This is a genomic window from Xenorhabdus sp. IM139775, from assembly GCF_028598745.1.
Taxonomy (GTDB): domain Bacteria; phylum Pseudomonadota; class Gammaproteobacteria; order Enterobacterales; family Enterobacteriaceae; genus Xenorhabdus.
Genome location: NZ_JAQRFK010000002.1, coordinates 95,655 through 113,726 on the forward strand (window position 1 = coordinate 95,655; position 18,072 = coordinate 113,726).

General features: G+C 51.9%; 1 protein-coding gene and 1 pseudogene. One reads left to right on the forward strand and one right to left on the reverse strand.

What is annotated here, in order from left to right; all coding sequences use genetic code 11:
- Nucleotides 1-70: 70 nt before the first annotated feature.
- A pseudogene (locus PSI17_RS00980) lies at nt 71-661 on the reverse strand (Fic family protein); the annotation flags it as partial.
- 1,091 nt (nt 662-1,752) lie between these two features.
- Between PSI17_RS00980 and PSI17_RS00985 the strand changes: the two are divergent.
- Nucleotides 1,753-17,523, forward strand: coding sequence for a non-ribosomal peptide synthetase (locus PSI17_RS00985; protein ID WP_273550150.1), 15,771 nt, complete (start codon nt 1,753-1,755; stop codon nt 17,521-17,523).
- Nucleotides 17,524-18,072: the final 549 nt, after the last annotated feature.

Sequence of the window (18,072 nt, forward strand, 5' to 3'; positions counted from 1 at the left end):
CTTTAGCCTAAAAGCCATTGATCTGTCCTTGAAATTATTCCCACCTTATTCAATTCAGCTTATGAGTAAAGCCATTGCCAAATGGGTGTATCCAGCCAAAACGATGATGAGTTAATGCAATTTTCATCAGATCGTATTTCGGTTTATCCGCACGATTAATGAAATCTGTCAGCTCTTTCATATAAGTCGGTACGTGGATAGGATCAGGTGGCAAATGTTCAGACAAGGCAATGCTTACATTATGCTTCCGGTACACGCCAGGTGTATTGTCCCCTTCTCTATCGAGTCCCGACACGGCTAATGCGTGAAGTTCCCGAATGAAATATTCGGTTATATCATCACCATTTTTCAGATGCTCATCAATAAACGCCATTGCAACTTCGATATTATCAATTTCTTTTAACTGATCTGTCGAGCTTTGAGTACCTTCGACTTTGTTTTCAACATAGTCAGCCAGAGTTGTGTGATTTCCTTCGATTCTTGCAGATCCCAGACTTTCCAGCATGTGAAAAACGGTTTTCAACTGCACAAATAATATCGGATGTACATCTGTTTCTAACCGCAGATGTCTGAGTAATTCCAGTTCCGTGAGTACATCAACGAGAGGTGAATCAAAATCTGGGTTAAGTAACCCCAGTTCAAAATGATTAAATTGAGCCATGTGGTTTCACCTATCTCAACTTACCAAGTAACAGTATCTCAAAAATAAAATAAAAACATGTTTTATATTAGCATGTTAATTGATGTCATAACTGGTCAACATCTCAAAATCATAGTATTGATATCTCAATTGTCAGTAGAAAGCAACAAACATTGAGGGTGGGTTGCGTCAGAAGCGATTGAGAGATTGGATACATGACCCTCCATATAATAATCCAACCATATCTCAACAAATAATTATTTTCCACAAAACAATAAACAAACAATCTATTTTAATCTGGAATTATTTATAAGAGACATTAAAAGCAATCAATATATATTATTCACATCGTTTTATCATGGCAAATAATATATATGCAATTAGTTTTGATTTGGAATTATTTTGCCTTGGCGTTAAATATAATTAACGTTTACATTAGTTGTATAATTTGATTATTATAAAATAACCTGCAATCAGGCTGATTGATGATATTTACGTGGATAAATATACATTAACCAACATAACAAAATTATAAATACTGTTTTTATGGTGAAATCTGTTTCCTATTGGCGTGCGGACAGGTTCATCTTGCAGAGCATTATCAAAATAAACTCGATGTTAATTGAGAATCAGGAGGTTTAACCCCTCTTTTTCACCACATAAATTTATTATGAAATAATTTACATATGATATTAATTCAACATGGACAACATACCGCAGGGATTTAGTACTCATGCCAGTAAACATATTCAATTAATCCATTTTTATTTAGTGATGGAATTCCGCGTCGGCCAATAAAAAACTGCCCAAAATCAACAGCGATTATTAAAAAAAACAGGAACAAAAATGGAATATCTTTCACCGGTTCACTCTGTGAATCGTCTATTCCGCTATCAGGAAAATAATTATCTAAGAATTTTTAATTCTTCGGTTATTAACCGGGATATGACATCCAACATCCAAAATAATGTGCTGCCTGAGGATCTTAATTGATACCCGATGCGTATCCATTTTTATTTCTTTGCAAAAAGAAATAGCGGCAAAACATTTTTGATGACTGTTGAAAATAACAACTTCCAAATAACTAACAGATTCGTTGAGGTAGTAAGTAGATGAAAGATAGCAGGGCTGCAAAGGAAATTATCTTTGACACTGTATTAGAGCCAATCCCCCCCGAAAAGGTCAATAATGATATCTCTGTGGAGAAAGTTAATTTGTTGTCAGGGGCTGAACGTACACTGTTGTTAGAAACCTGGAATGCCACTGAAACGGTTTATCCTGACCAGTTAGGTATCCATCAGTTGTTTGAACGACAAGTGGAGAAAACCCCGACCGCGACAGCGTTAATCGCCGGGGATAAGATCCTGAGTTATGCACAATTGAATGCCCGTGCTAACCGACTGACTCATCAATTGATTAAACAGGGAATTTGTCCGAATGACCCTGTGGCAATCCTGTTAGAGCGATCTATCGAATTGGTGGTGGCTCAATTGGCTATTCTCAAGGCAGGCGCGGTTTATGTCCCTATCGATGTCAGTGTGCCGGATGAAAGAAAAAACTGGCTGATAAACGACAGCTTAGCCAGATTGGTACTCACCAGCGCACAGGCGCATACCCCGACGGATCTGGATGTCCCGCTAATGCGTCTCTCTGATGAGACAGACGCGAACAAAGCAGAAGAGCGCGTTAATCCTGACTTACTTTGTTCCAGTACTGCGCCAGCGTACATCATGTACACCTCCGGCTCGACCGGCACGCCAAAAGGGGTGATCGTGCCTCATCGTGCTGTGGTTCGACTCGTTATTAATAGTGGCTATGTTGAAATTCAACCCAATGATCGGGTTGCTTTTGCGGCTAATCCTGCGTTCGATGCCAGTACTTTTGAAGTGTGGGCTCCTTTGCTCAATGGCGGGGCACTCGTGGTGATCGCCCACACCACGTTGTTGACGCCAGCGGAATTTGTCCGGGCATTAGAGCGTTATCAAGTTAATATTTTATGGTTAAGCGTCGGCCTGTTTAACCGGCTGGCGGCGGCGTTGTCCCCTGTTTTGCCGCAGTTGAAAAGCCTGATTGTCGGCGGCGATAGCCTTGATCCCCATGTCATTGCCCAAGTTTTACATCATAATCCGCCTCAGCAATTATTGAATGCCTATGGCCCGACCGAAGGCACCACCTTTACCACCACATACCGGATTGAAACGCTGGCCGCAGGAACGACCCACATTCCTATCGGCCGCCCCATTGCCAACACGCGGATTTACTTACTGGATGAGCAGGGCCAGCCAGTGCCATTGGGAAGAATAGGCGAGATTTATGTGGGTGGCGACGGGGTGGCCTGCGGTTATCTCAATCGCCCTGAACTGACCGCTGAACGCTTTTTGGTTGATCCATTTAGTGATGCCCCGGATGCGCGGATGTACCGTACCGGCGATTTGGCCCGCTATCTGCCGGACGGCAATCTGGAATTCCTTGGCCGCAACGATCAGCAGGTGAAAATCCGCGGTTTCCGGATTGAGCCGGGGGAAATTGAGTCCCGGCTGGTGGAGTATTCGGCAGTACGTGAAGCGGTGGTATTGGCGTTGGGCGCAGGGCAGGACAAGCAGTTAGTCGCTTATGTGCTGGCAGGGCCAGATGACGAATTGCCTGCCCATTTGCGTGAACACCTGAGTGCACGCTTGCCTGATTACATGGTGCCGGTGGCCTTTGTGCGTTTGGATGAATTCCCGCTAACGCCTAATGGTAAATTGGATCGCCGGGCGTTGCCGGTGCCGGGAGAAGAAGCCTTTGCCCGTCAGATTTACGCTGCGCCGCAAGGGGAGCGGGAAATAGCATTGGCGACTATCTGGCGGGAATTACTGGGTATTGGGCAGATAAGCCGGCATGACAGCTTCTTTGCCTTGGGCGGCCACTCGTTGCTCGGTGTACGCATGATTGAACAGCTACGCCATTCAGGGCTGACATTGACTGCCCGCGACCTGTTTCAGTCGCCAATACTGGCGGAGTTGGCCCAAACATTGGGGCAACATCAGACGGTAACCGTACCGCCGAATGTTATTACCCCGGCGACCACGGCACTGACCCCGGCGATGTTACCGCTGATTGAGTTGACCCAGACTGAGATTGATCACATTGTCGGGCTGGTGCCGGGCGGGGTGAGCAATATCCAAGATATCTATGCGCTGTCACCGTTGCAGGACGGTATCTTGTTTCACCATCTGCTGGCGAAAGAAGGTGATCCTTACTTACTGGCTTATCCGATGATCTTTGCTGACCGTGATTTGCTGGATCGCTATTTATTCGCGGTACAACAGGTGATTAACCGCCATGATATTTTTCGTACCGCTTTTATCTGGCAAGGATTGTCTGTGCCGGCGCAGGTGGTTTGGCGTCAGGCCCCGTTGTCAGTCACTGAACTGACGCTGAATCCGGCCGACGGTTCGGTCAGTGACCAACTGGCACAACGCTTTGATCCACGGCAATATCGCCTCGAACTGAGTCAGGCACCGCTGTTACGCTTTGTCATTGCACAGGAAACAGATGGCCGCTGGTACGTACTGCAATTACAGCATCACCTGATTGGCGACCATACCACGCTGGAAGTGATGAACCGCGAAGTTCGGGCCTGTCTTGACGGACAGGACGCTGATTTACCGGTGCCGGTGCCTTTCCGCAATCTGGTGGCTCAGGCCCGGCAGGGAGTTGACCAGACAGAACATCACCGATTCTTTACTGACATGCTGGCGGAAGTAGATGAACCGACGTTACCGTTTGGGCTGACTGAGGTTCATCGTGATGGTTCTCAGGTCACACAAGCGCACCGGATGCTGCCCCCCGCGCTGAATGACCGCCTGCGTGCACAGGCAAGGCGTCTGGGCGTCAGTCTGGCAACCCTGTGTCATCTGGCTTGGGCACATGTGTTATCGCGCACCAGCGGACAAGAGAAAGTGGTGTTCGGCACGGTACTGTTTGGGCGCATGGCGGCGGGGGAAGGCGCTGACAGCGGCATGGGGCTGTTTATCAATACCCTGCCACTCCGGCTGGATATCGATGATACCCCGCTACACGATAGCGTCAGGCTGGCACATGCCCGATTAGCCGGATTACTGGATTATGAACATGCTTCACTGGCGTTGGCCCAGCGTTGCAGTGGGGTACAGGGCGGCACACCGCTTTTCAGTGCCCTGCTGAACTACCGGCATAATGAGCACCCAATGGTTCCGTATGAGGCGGTGCCGGGTATTGAATTCCTTGGCGAGCAGGAACGCACCAACTACCCTTTTGTGCTGTCAGTGGAGGATGGGGGTGCCACACTGGGGCTGACGGCACAGGTAGTACAGCCGTTTGATTCAGAACGGGTATGCGGTTATATGCAGCAGGCACTGGAAAGTCTGGCGGATGCCCTTGAATTGGCACCGGAAACGCCGGTACGGATGCTGAACGTTTTGCCTGCATCAGAACGTACCTTATTGCTGGAAACGTGGAATGCGACTGAAACCCCTTATCCTGAGCAAGTGTGTATCCATCAGTTGATTGAACAACAGGCGGAAAAAACCCCCGATGCAACGGCGCTGGTGTATGAAAATCAGACGTTCAGCTATCAGCAATTCAATGCCTGTGCTAACCGACTGGCCCATCAACTGATCGCCTTAAATGTTGTGCCCGATCAACGGGTGGCGATTTGCATGGCAAGTTCACCGGCACGGGTGATTGCGGTGCTGGCGGTGTTAAAAGCAGGTGGTGCCTATGTGCCGTTAGATCCGGCTTATCCGGGAGAACGTCTGTCGCATATCCTGACCGATGCGGCTCCGGCTATTTTGCTGGCGGATAGTATCGGGCGGACTGCATTGGGTGAGAAAACGCTTACCGCGTTGACGGTATTAGATCCGAACAGCTTACCTGACCAGCCCGACAGCAACCCGCAGGTGCCTGCCCTGACCTCCCGCCATCTGGCCTATGTGATTTACACGTCTGGATCAACCGGCACGCCCAAAGGGGTGATGGTTGAACATCGTGGGCTGGTCAATCTTATTCAGGATAAAATCACCCGGTTTGACCTTCGCCCTGCCAGCCGGATGTTACAGTTTGCTTCATTTGGCTTTGATGCCAGTGTCTGGGAAATCATGATGGCATTAGGCAGTGGTGCCAGCCTGATGATCCCTGCCGATCTCATTCGTCAGGACTCACGTCATCTCTGGCATTACCTTGAAGAACAATCGGTGACGCACGCCTGCCTGACCCCCGCTTTGCTGCGGGATGGTATCGATTTACCGGCGATCGCGATAAAACCCACGTTAATATTGGGGGGTGAAGCGCCCAGTCCCGTATTGCTTCGGGCACTGAGTCACCGGGCGACCCTGTTTAATGCCTATGGCCCGACAGAAATTACTGTCTGTGCCACCCATTGGCGTTGCCCGTCAAACGATACCGATGTGAACCATGCCGATGTGAACCATACAGAAGTGTTAATTCCCATTGGGCGTCCGACGGCAAATACCCGCCTTTATCTGCTGGATAATCATGGCCAGCCAGTCCCATTGGGTGCAGTGGGAGAATTGTATATTGGTGGTGCCGGTGTTGCCCGTGGCTACCTTAATCGCCCCGATCTGACTGACGAACGCTTCTTGGCTGACCCATTTAGTGCTGCGACTGATGCCCGGATGTACCGAACCGGAGATTTAGTGCGCTATTTGCCGGACGGCAATCTGGTGTTTGTTGGCCGTAACGACCAACAGATCAAAATCCGCGGTTTCCGCATTGAGCCGGGTGAAATTGAAGCCCGCTTAGCAGAACATCCCACGGTGCGGGAAGCGCGGGTAGTGGCTGTGGCCTTGGGGAATGAGCGGGATGGGCAGGATAAACGTTTAGTTGCCTATATTGTCGCCGAAGCGAACAGCGGATTGGCGGCCAGTTTGCACCGCCATTTGAGTGCGGTGTTGCCTGATTATATGGTGCCTGCGGCCTTTGTCCGTCTGGCGGCTTTCCCGTTGACGCCAAACGGTAAATTGGATCATCAGGCATTACCGGCACCGGCAGAAGATGCTTTCGCCCACCAGATTTATGTCGCGCCACAGGGGGAAATGGAAATCGCCGTGGCAGCTATCTGGCGTGAATTACTGGCCGTTGAGCAGATCGGCCGCTATGACAATTTCTTTGCGTTGGGCGGACACTCCTTGCTGGCAGTACGGATGATAAACCGAATCGCCGTTTTCGGTGTCGATTTGCCGTTGGCTGCGTTGTTTATGTCACCGTCACTGGCGGGATTTACCGGCAAGATCTGCGCACTGCGTTATGCGGACAAAGCGAACAGTGATAACTTGCCTGACATCAGGCCAATATCCCGTGATGGTGTTTTACCCTTATCGTTTGGCCAACAGCGCCTGTGGTTTCTGGCGCAATTTGAAGGGGTCAGTGATACCTATCATATTCCGACCGCCCAGCGTTTACACGGCCGGCTTAACCTTTCTGCTTGGCAAGAAGCCCTGAACCGCCTGTTTGCCCGCCACGAGGCACTGCGTTCACTTTTTATCACCGTGGAGGGTCAGCCTCAGGTTAAACTGTTGCCGGCGGAGTTGGGTCTGCCAATACAAAAATACGATTTGCGTAAAACATCTGACCGTAAAACATCTGACCGTAAAACATCTGACGTGGATGAACAGCTTGAGCGTTTGTGTGCACAGGAAGCCGAAACGCCGTTTGATCTTGCCTGTGGCCCTCTGATTCGTTGCTCACTGATTCAATTGGCCGAAGAAGATCACTTATTCTTACTGACTCAACATCACATCATCTCCGACGGCTGGTCTTTAGGGATACTGAAATCAGAACTGGCGGCGCTTTATACCGCTTGCCTGAATCAACAACCCGATCTGTTGCCGCCATTGCCCCTGCAATATCCTGATTATGCGGCTTGGCAGCGGCAGGTATTTTCTGGTGAAGGCGTACAGGCACAGAGCGATTACTGGCGCCGGACGCTGGCAGATGCCCCGGTATTACTGGAGTTACCGACAGACAGGCTCCGCCCCGCCCAACAATCATTCACTGGCGGCCGGATCGCCGTGCACATTGATGCCACATTGGTACAAGCGCTAAAACATTTGGGGCAACAGCACGGCACCACACTGTTTATGACGCTGTTGACCGCTTGGGCGGCGTTGTTGTCACGTTTGTCGGGTCAGGATGATGTGGTGATTGGTATACCGAGCGCTAACCGTAACCGGCGGGAAATAGAGCCATTGCTTGGTTTTTTTGTCAACACATTAGCGTTGCGCATCGATTTATCCGCTATGCCGGATGTGGTCACACTGCTGCGGCGTGTACAGCAGGCGACACTGGGTGCACAGGCTCATCAGGATCTGCCTTTTGAGCAAGTGGTAGAAATTGTCCAACCGCCGCGCAGACCGGAACATACGCCACTGTTTCAGGTGATGTTTGCCTGGCAGGAGAGTGAAACAGAGGCGTGGCAATTACCGGAATTGACGGTAACCCCCTTCGGGCTGGGATACGATATCGCGAAATTCGATCTGCAACTGGAGTTAACCGAGAAGGCAGGCGAAGTGGTTGGAGAGCTGAACTATTCTTCAGCCCTGTTTGACCATGAAACGATTGAAAGACAGGTGGGTTATTTGCAGGCCATCTTGCGGGCAATGGTGCACCAGCCTCAGCAACCCGTTACGGCTATCGATATTTTGTCGTCCGCAGAACGGGAACGCTTACTGGAAAATGGCAGTGCGACCGAAGAAGCGTATCCGACTCAGGTATGTTTTCATCAGTTGTTTGAACAACAGGCAGAGAAAACCCCGGATGCCATCGCGGTGATGTATGAAAATCAGACGCTCAGCTATGCCGAACTGAATGCCCGCGCCAACCGACTCGCTCATCAGCTTATCGCCTTGGGCGTCGCGCCGGATCAGCGGGTGGCGATTTGTGTCACACGCTCACTCGCGAGGATCATCGGGTTATTGGCCGTACTGAAAGCGGGGGGTGCCTATGTGCCGTTAGATCCGGCCTATCCCGGTGAACGCCTGGCTTATATCCTCACTGATGCCGCACCGGTTATCGTATTGGCGGATAATGCCGGGCGGGCAGCGCTAAGTGAAGACGTTCTGGCGACACTGACGGTACTCGATCCGAATCTCTTGCCGGAGCAGCCGGACAATAACCCGCACGTCTTTGGGTTGGCTCCCCACCATCTGGCCTATGTGATTTACACTTCCGGTTCAACCGGCAGGCCAAAAGGGGTGATGATTGAACATGGCAGCGCGGTGAATTTGGCGCTGACACAAATTACCCAGTTTAATGTTGGTGCCACCAGCCGGATGTTGCAGTTTGCCTCATTTGGTTTCGATGCCAGTGTCTGGGAAATGATGATGGCATTGGGTTGTGGTGCCATGCTGGTGATCCCTACCGAAACCGTGCGGCAAGATCCGCAGCGCCTCTGGCGTTATCTGGAAGAGCACGCGGTGACGCACGCGTGCTTGACACCGGCGATGTTTCACGACGGTGCCGCTTTACCGGCGATAGCGATAAAGCCCACAGTAATGTTTGCCGGAGAAGCGCCGAGTACCGCGTTATTTCAGGCACTGTGCAACCGGGCCGATTTGTTTAATGCTTATGGGCCGACAGAAATCACCGTGTGTGCAACCACTTGGCATTGCCCGCCAGATTATACCGGGGGATTAATTCCCATCGGCAGACCGGTTGCTAACAAACGTCTCTATCTGCTGGATGAACACCGCCAGCCGGTTCCCCTTGGTGCAGTGGGGGAACTGTATATTGGTGGCGTTGGCGTCGCACGCGGCTACCTCAATCGCCCGGAACTGACCGCAGAACGTTTCCTGCGTGATCCATTTAGTGGTGACACCCATGCCCGGATGTATCGTACCGGGGATTTGGCCCGCTACCTGCCGGATGGCAATCTGCTTTTCGTTGGCCGCAATGACCAACAGGTGAAAATCCGCGGTTTCCGCATTGAACCGGGAGAAATTGAAACGCGGCTGATTGAACACGCTGAAGTCAGTGAAGCACTGGTCTTGGCATTGGGTGACGGGCAGGATAAACGTCTGGTGGCTTATGTCGTCACGCAAGCGGATGACGGACTGGCAACCAGACTGCGTGAACACCTGAATGCGATTTTGCCTGACTATATGGTGCCGGCGGCTTTTGTGCGTTTGGATGCCTTTCCGCTGACCCCTAACGGCAAGCTGGATCGCCAGTCACTCCCCGCACCGGATCAACATGCCTTTGCCCACCAAGCTTATCAGGCACCGCAAGGGGAAATTGAAATCGCATTAGCGGCTATCTGGCGCGACTTACTGAATGTTGGGCAGATTGGCCGACATGACAGTTTCTTCGCCTTGGGCGGTCACTCGCTATTGGCCGTCAAGATGATTGAACGTTTACGACGCATGGGGTTAGGGCTATCGGTACAAACGCTGTTCCAGCATCCGACATTAAGCATCTTAGCCCAAGCCCTGACCCAACATTCCCTGACCCCGCATCATGAAGTCAGTGTGCCTGATAACGGCATTACGCCGGACACAACGGTACTGACGCCAGCCATGTTGCCGCTGATTGATCTGACTCAATCTGACATTGATCGCATTGTTGAACAAGTGCCGGGTGGGATAACCAATATTCAGGACATTTATGCGCTGTCACCGTTGCAGGATGGCATTTTATTCCACCATTTGTTGGCCAATGAGGGCGATCCCTATCTGCTGATCACGCAGCAGGCTTTTGCCGATCGACGTTTACTCGACCGTTATCTGGCCGCAGTCCAACAGGTGGTTGACCGCCATGATATCTTGCGTACCGCCTTTATTTGGGAAGGAATATCTGCGCCGGCTCAGGTCGTTTGCCGTCAGGTGCCGTTGTCAGTCACAGAATTGACGCTCGATCCGGCTGACGGGCCAGTCAGTGACCAACTGGCACAACGTTTTGACCCGCGCCGACATCGTATTGACCTGAATCAGTCTCCCTTATTACGTTTTGTTGTGGCACCAGAGCGCGATGGCCGCTGGATTGTGTTGCAATTGTTGCATCACCTGATTGGCGACCACACCACGCTGGAAGTGATGAACAGCGAAGTTCAGGCCTTTCTTTCCGGGCGAACAGACGCCGGGAAAACAGGCAGTTTGCCTGCACCAGTGCCGTTCCGCCATCTTGTCGCACAAGCCCGGCAGGGGAGCAATCAGGCAGAACATACGCGCTTCTTTACCGCTATGTTGGCAGAGATCGAGGAGCCAACGCTGCCCTTTGGCTTGGCGGAAGTGCACCATGACGGTTCTCAGGTGACGGAAGCCCACCGGCTGCTGAGCGCGGGACTGAACGATCGCTTGCGGAGTCAGGCGCGACGGTTGGGTGTCAGTGTGGCGGCACTGTGCCATCTGGCTTGGGCACAGGTGCTATCGCATACCAGCGGGCAGGATCGCGTGGTGTTCGGCACGGTACTGTTTGGGCGGATGCAGGCGGGTGAAGGTTCGGACAGCGGCATGGGGCTATTTATTAACACCTTACCGTTGCGATTGGATATCGATAATACCCCGGTGCGGGACAGTGTACGCGCAGCACATGGCCGACTGGCCGGATTGCTGGAACATGAACACGCTTCACTAGCGCTGGCGCAGCGTTGCAGTGGCGTAGCCCGTGGAACGCCGCTTTTTAATGCGCTGTTGAATTACCGACACAATACCCAGCCGGTAACACCGAATGAAATCGTGAGCGGCATCGAATTCCTTGGCGCACAGGAGCGAACCAACTATCCGTTTGTGTTGTCGGTAGAGGATGGCGGCACGGATCTGGGGCTGACGGCTCAGGTCGTGCAGCCATTTGATCCAGAACGGATATGCGGCTATATGCAGCGGGCATTGGAAAGTCTGGTTGAAGCACTTGAACAAGCGCCCGATAGGCCGGTACAGCAGTTAGACATTCTGCCGGCCACGGAACGCACCTTGTTGTTAACAACCTGGAATGCCACTGAAACCGCCTGGCCTGAGTCGTTGTGCATTCATCAACTGTTTGAACAACAGGCGGAGAAAACGCCGGATGCCACGGCGCTGATATACGAAGATCGGCACCTCAGTTATGCCGGATTAAATGCGGATGCTAACCGATTGGCGCACCAGCTTATCGCTTTGGGTGTCACGCCGGATCAGCGGGTCGCGATTTGCGTCGCCAGTTCACCCGCGCGGATAGTGGCGCTATTGGCAGTGTTAAAAGCAGGCGGGGCTTACGTGCCGTTAGACCCTGCCTATCCGGGTGAACGTCTGTCCCATATTCTGGCTGATGCAGAACCGATGATTTTATTGGCAGATAGCACTGGACATTCATCCTTGGGTGAACCAATGCTTGCGGGACAGACCGTGATTGATCCGAATTCCTTGCCGGATCAACCGGATCACAACCCACAACGGCCGACCTTGACCTCCCGTCATCTGGCGTATGTGATTTACACCTCTGGTTCGACCGGTACGCCCAAAGGGGTGATGGTTGAACATCGTGGGCTGGTCAATCTTATTCAGGATAAAATTGCCCGATTTGGCATTCTTCCCACCAGCCGGATGTTGCAGTTTGCCTCATTTGGCTTTGATGCGGGTGTCTGGGAAATCATGATGGCGCTGTGCGGTGGTGCCGCGCTGGTTATTCCTGATGAAGCGGTTCGTCAGGACCCACACCGGCTTTGGCATTATCTGCAAGCGCAGTCTGTGACGCACGCCTGTTTGACCCCGGCTTTGCTGCGGGATGGCACTGATTTGCCGGCGATAACCATAAAACCGACCCTGATATTGGGCGGTGAAGCGCCCAGTGTGGCGTTGCTTAAAGCGCTGTGCCACAAGGCCACGCTATTCAATGCGTATGGCCCGACGGAAATCACGGTTTGTGCCACACGTTGGCGTTGTCCGTCAGATTATACCGGGGGATTAATTCCCATCGGGCGTCCAACCGCCAACACCCGTCTCTATCTGTTAAATGCCCTCGGTCAACCTGTGCCGCTGGGCGCCGTGGGTGAACTTTATATTGGTGGCGTCGGTGTCGCGCGTGGTTATCTCAATCGTCCTGAACTGACTGACGAACGTTTCCTGGCCGATCCGTTTAGTGCTGTCACTGATGCCCGGATGTATCGAACCGGAGACTTAGTGCGCTATCTGCCGGATGGCAATCTGGTGTTTGTTGGCCGTAACGATCAGCAGATTAAAATCCGCGGTTTCCGCATTGAACCGGGAGAAATCGAAGCCCGGCTGACAGAATATCCCGGCGTGCGTGAAGCGCTGGTACTGGCTTTGGCTAACGGGCAGGATAAACGGCTGGTGGCTTATGTGGCGGCACACGCTGATCACGGGCTGGTTAACCACCTGCGTGAACATCTGAGTGCGCGCTTGCCTGATTACATGGTGCCGGCCGCCTTTGTGCGATTGGATACGTTCCCGCTAACGCCTAACGGCAAGCTGGATCGCCGGGCGTTGCCGGCACCGGGGGAGGATGCGTTTGCCCGCCAGATTTACGCGGAACCGCAAGGAGAAACCGAAACCGCACTGGCCGCTATCTGGCACGAATTACTCGGCGTTGAACAGATCAGCCGGTATGACAGCTTCTTTGCCTTGGGCGGCCATTCGTTGCTGGCAGTACGGATGGTTGAACGTCTGCGTAATTTGGGGTTAACACTGGCAGTACGTGATCTGTTTCAATCTCCGGTACTGTCTGAACTGGCGCAAACATTGAAGCTGAATCAGGCCGAAAAAGTACCGGCCAACGTGATTACCCCGGCCACCACGGCGTTGACGCCAGCCATGTTACCGCTGATTGATCTGACTCAGCCTGAGATTGATCACATCGTTAAGCAGATACCGGGCGGGACAGCCAATATTCAGGATATCTATGCCTTGTCACCGTTGCAGGATGGGATCTTGTTTCACCATCTGTTGGCCGATAAAGGCGATCCCTATCTGCTGGCGGGGCAAATGGCCTTTGCTGACCGGCCTCTGTTGGATCGTTATCTGGCGGCGGTTCAGCAGGTGATTCACCGTCATGACATTCTGCGTACCGCCTTTATCTGGCAAGGATTATCTGTGCCGGCGCAGGTCGTTTGCCGTCAGGCACTGTTGTCAGTGACGGAATTGACATTAGATCCCGCTGAGGGAGCGATCAGCGACCAACTGGCGCAACGATTTAACCCACGCCACTACCGTCTCGATTTGGGGCAGGCACCGTTGCTGCGCTTTGTCGTAGCGAAAGAAATGGTGGCGCAGGAGCGCGATGGCCGCTGGATTGTGTTGCAACTGATGCACCATTTAATTGGTGACCATACCGCGCTGGATGTGATGAGTCATGAAATTCAGGCCTACCTTGACGGGCAAGGCAGCCACCTGCCAGCGCCTGCGCCATTCCGCAATCTGGTGGCGCAGGCTCGGTTGGGGATGAGTCAGGAGCAACATAGCCGTTTCTTTACTGAGATGCTGGCGGATGTCAATGAACCGACGTTACCGTTTGGGTTGGCAGAAGTTCACCATGATGGTTCACAGATGACCGAATCGCACCGGATGTTAACCGCCGAATTAAATGACCGCTTACGGGGTCAGGCACGGCGGTTGGGGGTCAGTCTGGCGGCGTTGTGCCATCTGGCCTGGGCACAGGTGCTGTCGCGTACCAGCGGACAGCAGCAGGTAGTCTTCGGCACCGTCTTGTTTGGTCGCATGGCAGCGGGTGAAGGCGCGGAAAATGGCATGGGGCTGTTTATCAATACCTTGCCGCTCCGCTTGGATATGGATGATACCCCAGTGCGCGACAGCGTACAGGCAGCCCATCACCGGCTGGCGGGATTATTGGAACATGAATATGCCTCGCTGGCACTGGCCCAGCGTTGCAGCGGTGTACAAGGAGGAACGCCGCTGTTCAGTACCTTGCTGAACTATCGACACAATATGGCTGCGGCAACGTCGAATGAAATCATGGCGGGTGTTGAATTCCTTGGTGCGCAGGAACGGACTAACTATCCGTTTACACTGTCAGTGGAAGATTTTGGTGATGCCTTGGGACTGACAGCGCAAATTGTCCAGCCGTTTGAAGCCGCGCGGGTGTGCGGTTACATGCAGCAGGCGCTGGAGAGTTTAGTGACAGCCCTTGAGTCTGCCCCGGAAACGCCGGTTCAAGAACTGGATATTTTGCCGGCAACGGAAAGCCATTTGCTGTTGAAAACCAGCCATGCCGCCCAAACCGCGTATCCTGATTCATTGTGTATTCACCAACTGTTTGAACAACAGGTGGAGAAAAATCCTGCTGCGGTGGCACTGGCCCATGAAGCGCAAACATTCAGCTATGCGGAACTGAATGCACGAGCCAACCGACTGGCCCATCAGTTAATGACATTAGGCGTGAAACCCGATCAGCGGGTGGCGATTTGTGTCACCCGTTCGCCGGCAAGCGTGGTCGCACTTCTGGCGGTACTGAAAGCGGGTGGCGCTTATGTTCCCTTAGATCCGGCTTATCCGGGTGATCGCCTGGCTTATATGCTTAACGATGCCGCGCCGTCAGTAGTACTGGCGGATAAAGCGGGACGGGCTGCACTAGGCGAACACGCGCTTGCTGCATTAACGGTACTTGACCCCAATATCCAGCCTGAGCAGCCGGACCACATTGATCAGTCAGATAACATTGATCAGTCAGACAACATTGATCAGTCAGATAACAATCCATCAGTCCCTGCGCTCACCTCGCGGCATCTGGCGTATGTGATTTACACCTCTGGTTCCACCGGTACGCCGAAAGGGGTGATGGTTGAGCATCGTGGCTTGGTCAATCTGATTTGGGAGAAAATCAGCCAATTTGATATTCGCCCGGATAGCCGGATGTTGCAGTTTGCCTCATCGGGTTTCGATGCCAGTGTCTGGGAAGTCATGCTGGCGTTGTGCAGTGGCGCTACCTTGGAAATTCCGCTGGATAGCGTCCGGCAGGACCCGCTCCGCCTTTGGCATTATCTGGAAGAACATCAGGTCACCCACGCCTGCTTGACCCCGGCTCTGCTGCGGGATGGCGCGGATTTGCCGGCAATAACGATAAAACCCACCTTGATATTGGGTGGCGAAGCGCCCAGTGTGGCGTTGTTTCAGGCCCTGCGGGATCGGGCAACGCTGTTTAATGCTTATGGCCCGACAGAAATCACCGTCTGTGCCACCTGCTGGCGTTGCCCGCCAGACGAGACGGATATGCTGATCCCTATCGGTCGCCCGACCGCTAATACCCGTATTTATCTTCTGGATAATCACGGCCAGCCAGTGCCGTTTGGGGCGGTGGGGGAATTGTATATTGGTGGTGCCGGTGTCACGCGTGGCTATCTCAACCGCCCTGATTTGACCGCTGAACGTTTCCTTACCGATCCCTTTAGTGATGTTGAAGGGGCACGCATGTACCGAACCGGCGATTTGGTTCGCTACCTGCCGGACGGCAATCTGCTCTTCGTTGGCCGTAATGATCAACAGATTAAAATCCGCGGCTTCCGCATTGAACCGGGTGAAATCGAAGCACGGCTGACGGAATACCCCGAAGTCCGTGAAGCGCTGGTACTGGCGCGTGGTGATGGGCAGGATAAACGTCTGGTGGCTTATATCGTGGCAGCAGAAGATAACGAGCTGGCAAGCCAATTACATCGTCACCTGAGAGCCTTGTTGCCTGACTATATGGTGCCGGCAGCATTTGTGCGGCTGGATGCCTTTCCGTTGACCCCGAACGGCAAACTGGATCACCGGGCGTTGCCTGTGCCTGATCAGCACGCTTTTGCCCGTCAGATTTATGAAGCGCCGCAAGGGGAAACGGAGATCGTGCTGGCCGCTATCTGGCGTGAATTACTGGGCGTTGAGCGGATTGGCCGGCATGACAACTTCTTTACCTTGGGTGGGCACTCGCTGCTCGCCATGCGGATGATCAATCTGGCCGCAGGGCGGGGTTTGATTTGCTCATTGAATAATCTGTTCCAATTCCCGGTGCTGGCAGAACTGGTGGCAGAGATCACATTAGATCCGCTCTCTCAATCACACAGCAGCGCCATACCGATACGACCAGATGGCACCGAACCACCGCTATTCTTTGTCCCCAGCGGCATGGATGACTATTCTTATGTTTTCGGGCTGGCTCAGTATATTCAGGCGGATTACCCGATTTATGCGCTCCCTTGGCCGTCCCTCAATGATGAGCAGATGTCGAGCATTGAAGCACTGGCAGCCAGAATGATCACCTTTATGAAGGCAGTGCGGCCGGAAGGCCCGTACCGGATATACGGCTACTCTTCGGGGGGCATACTGGCTTATGCCATTGCCCAACAACTCTTGAATGCCGGAGAAACCGTTAACTTCTTAGGCCTGATTGATACACCTGCGCCTCACCGTTTCAAGGCGCTCGTCGTTCAACCTAAACTTCAGTTCCTGGCTGAATTAGCGAGGCAGTCAGTGGATGAACATCCTCAGGAGATTGCGACATTGCATCAGAAAATGGACGAACTGGATTTGGTGCAATTTATTGCCGCCGCGCAGGCGTTGGAATTATACCCATCCAATCTGCGGCCCGATTTGATTGCAAGGCGTTGGGAGCAGATGGGGAGTTATGTTCAGATGGTCAAAGATTATGAACCGAAAGCCCTTGCCATCACGCTGCATCAATTCTATGCCATGAACGCTTATCCGCAAATCCCGTTTGTGACGGATGTTGCGCTACAGTCCATCACGATGGAACCGTCGTTAGGCTGGGATCAGATAGTTCCCGATTCTTCGCTACAATTAACGCCAATTCCCGGAGATCATTTTAGTCTGATGGAAGAGAGTGAAAATAAAATCATTCTGGCTAAGACCTTAAGCAGGGCATTGGCAATGGATTGTGAAGCGGAGGCGCTGTCATGCCGATAATATTGCAGGATATAAGGCTATATTAATGTCTGGATTATCCGGTTAAAGATTGTTTTAACAGCAGAATATAGGCACCGAAGGTTAATGACTTCGGTGCCTTATTTGATTTCAAAGAAAAACATCATCACTCTTCTTCTTAATATGGAACTCCGAGAACCTTGTACAACAGCAAGCGTTTTTTTTCGATTTTAGGGCAATATCCTGAAAAAACACCTCAAGGCCGGGATTTTTCGTAGATAAATCATTACGGCAAAACAGAATACGCGTTGATAAGACAACTCCCCACCTAACAAAATCCAATATCACATTGTTTTTTAATACAAAAACAACAGACGTCACTCAATATCACGTCAGAATATTTCTGCTGCTTGCAAAAAATTCAAAAGTGCGAGTGAACGCCAGTTTTAGATGAATTAAAAGACTATTTAGTGAAAAAGGTAATAGTAAATAATATTTTTGATTAAAAAATGGTAAATAAACCGCAATAATACATAAAAACATTAAAATGTCTTTATATAAGTCAAATCAATAAAATTTTATTAAAAAACA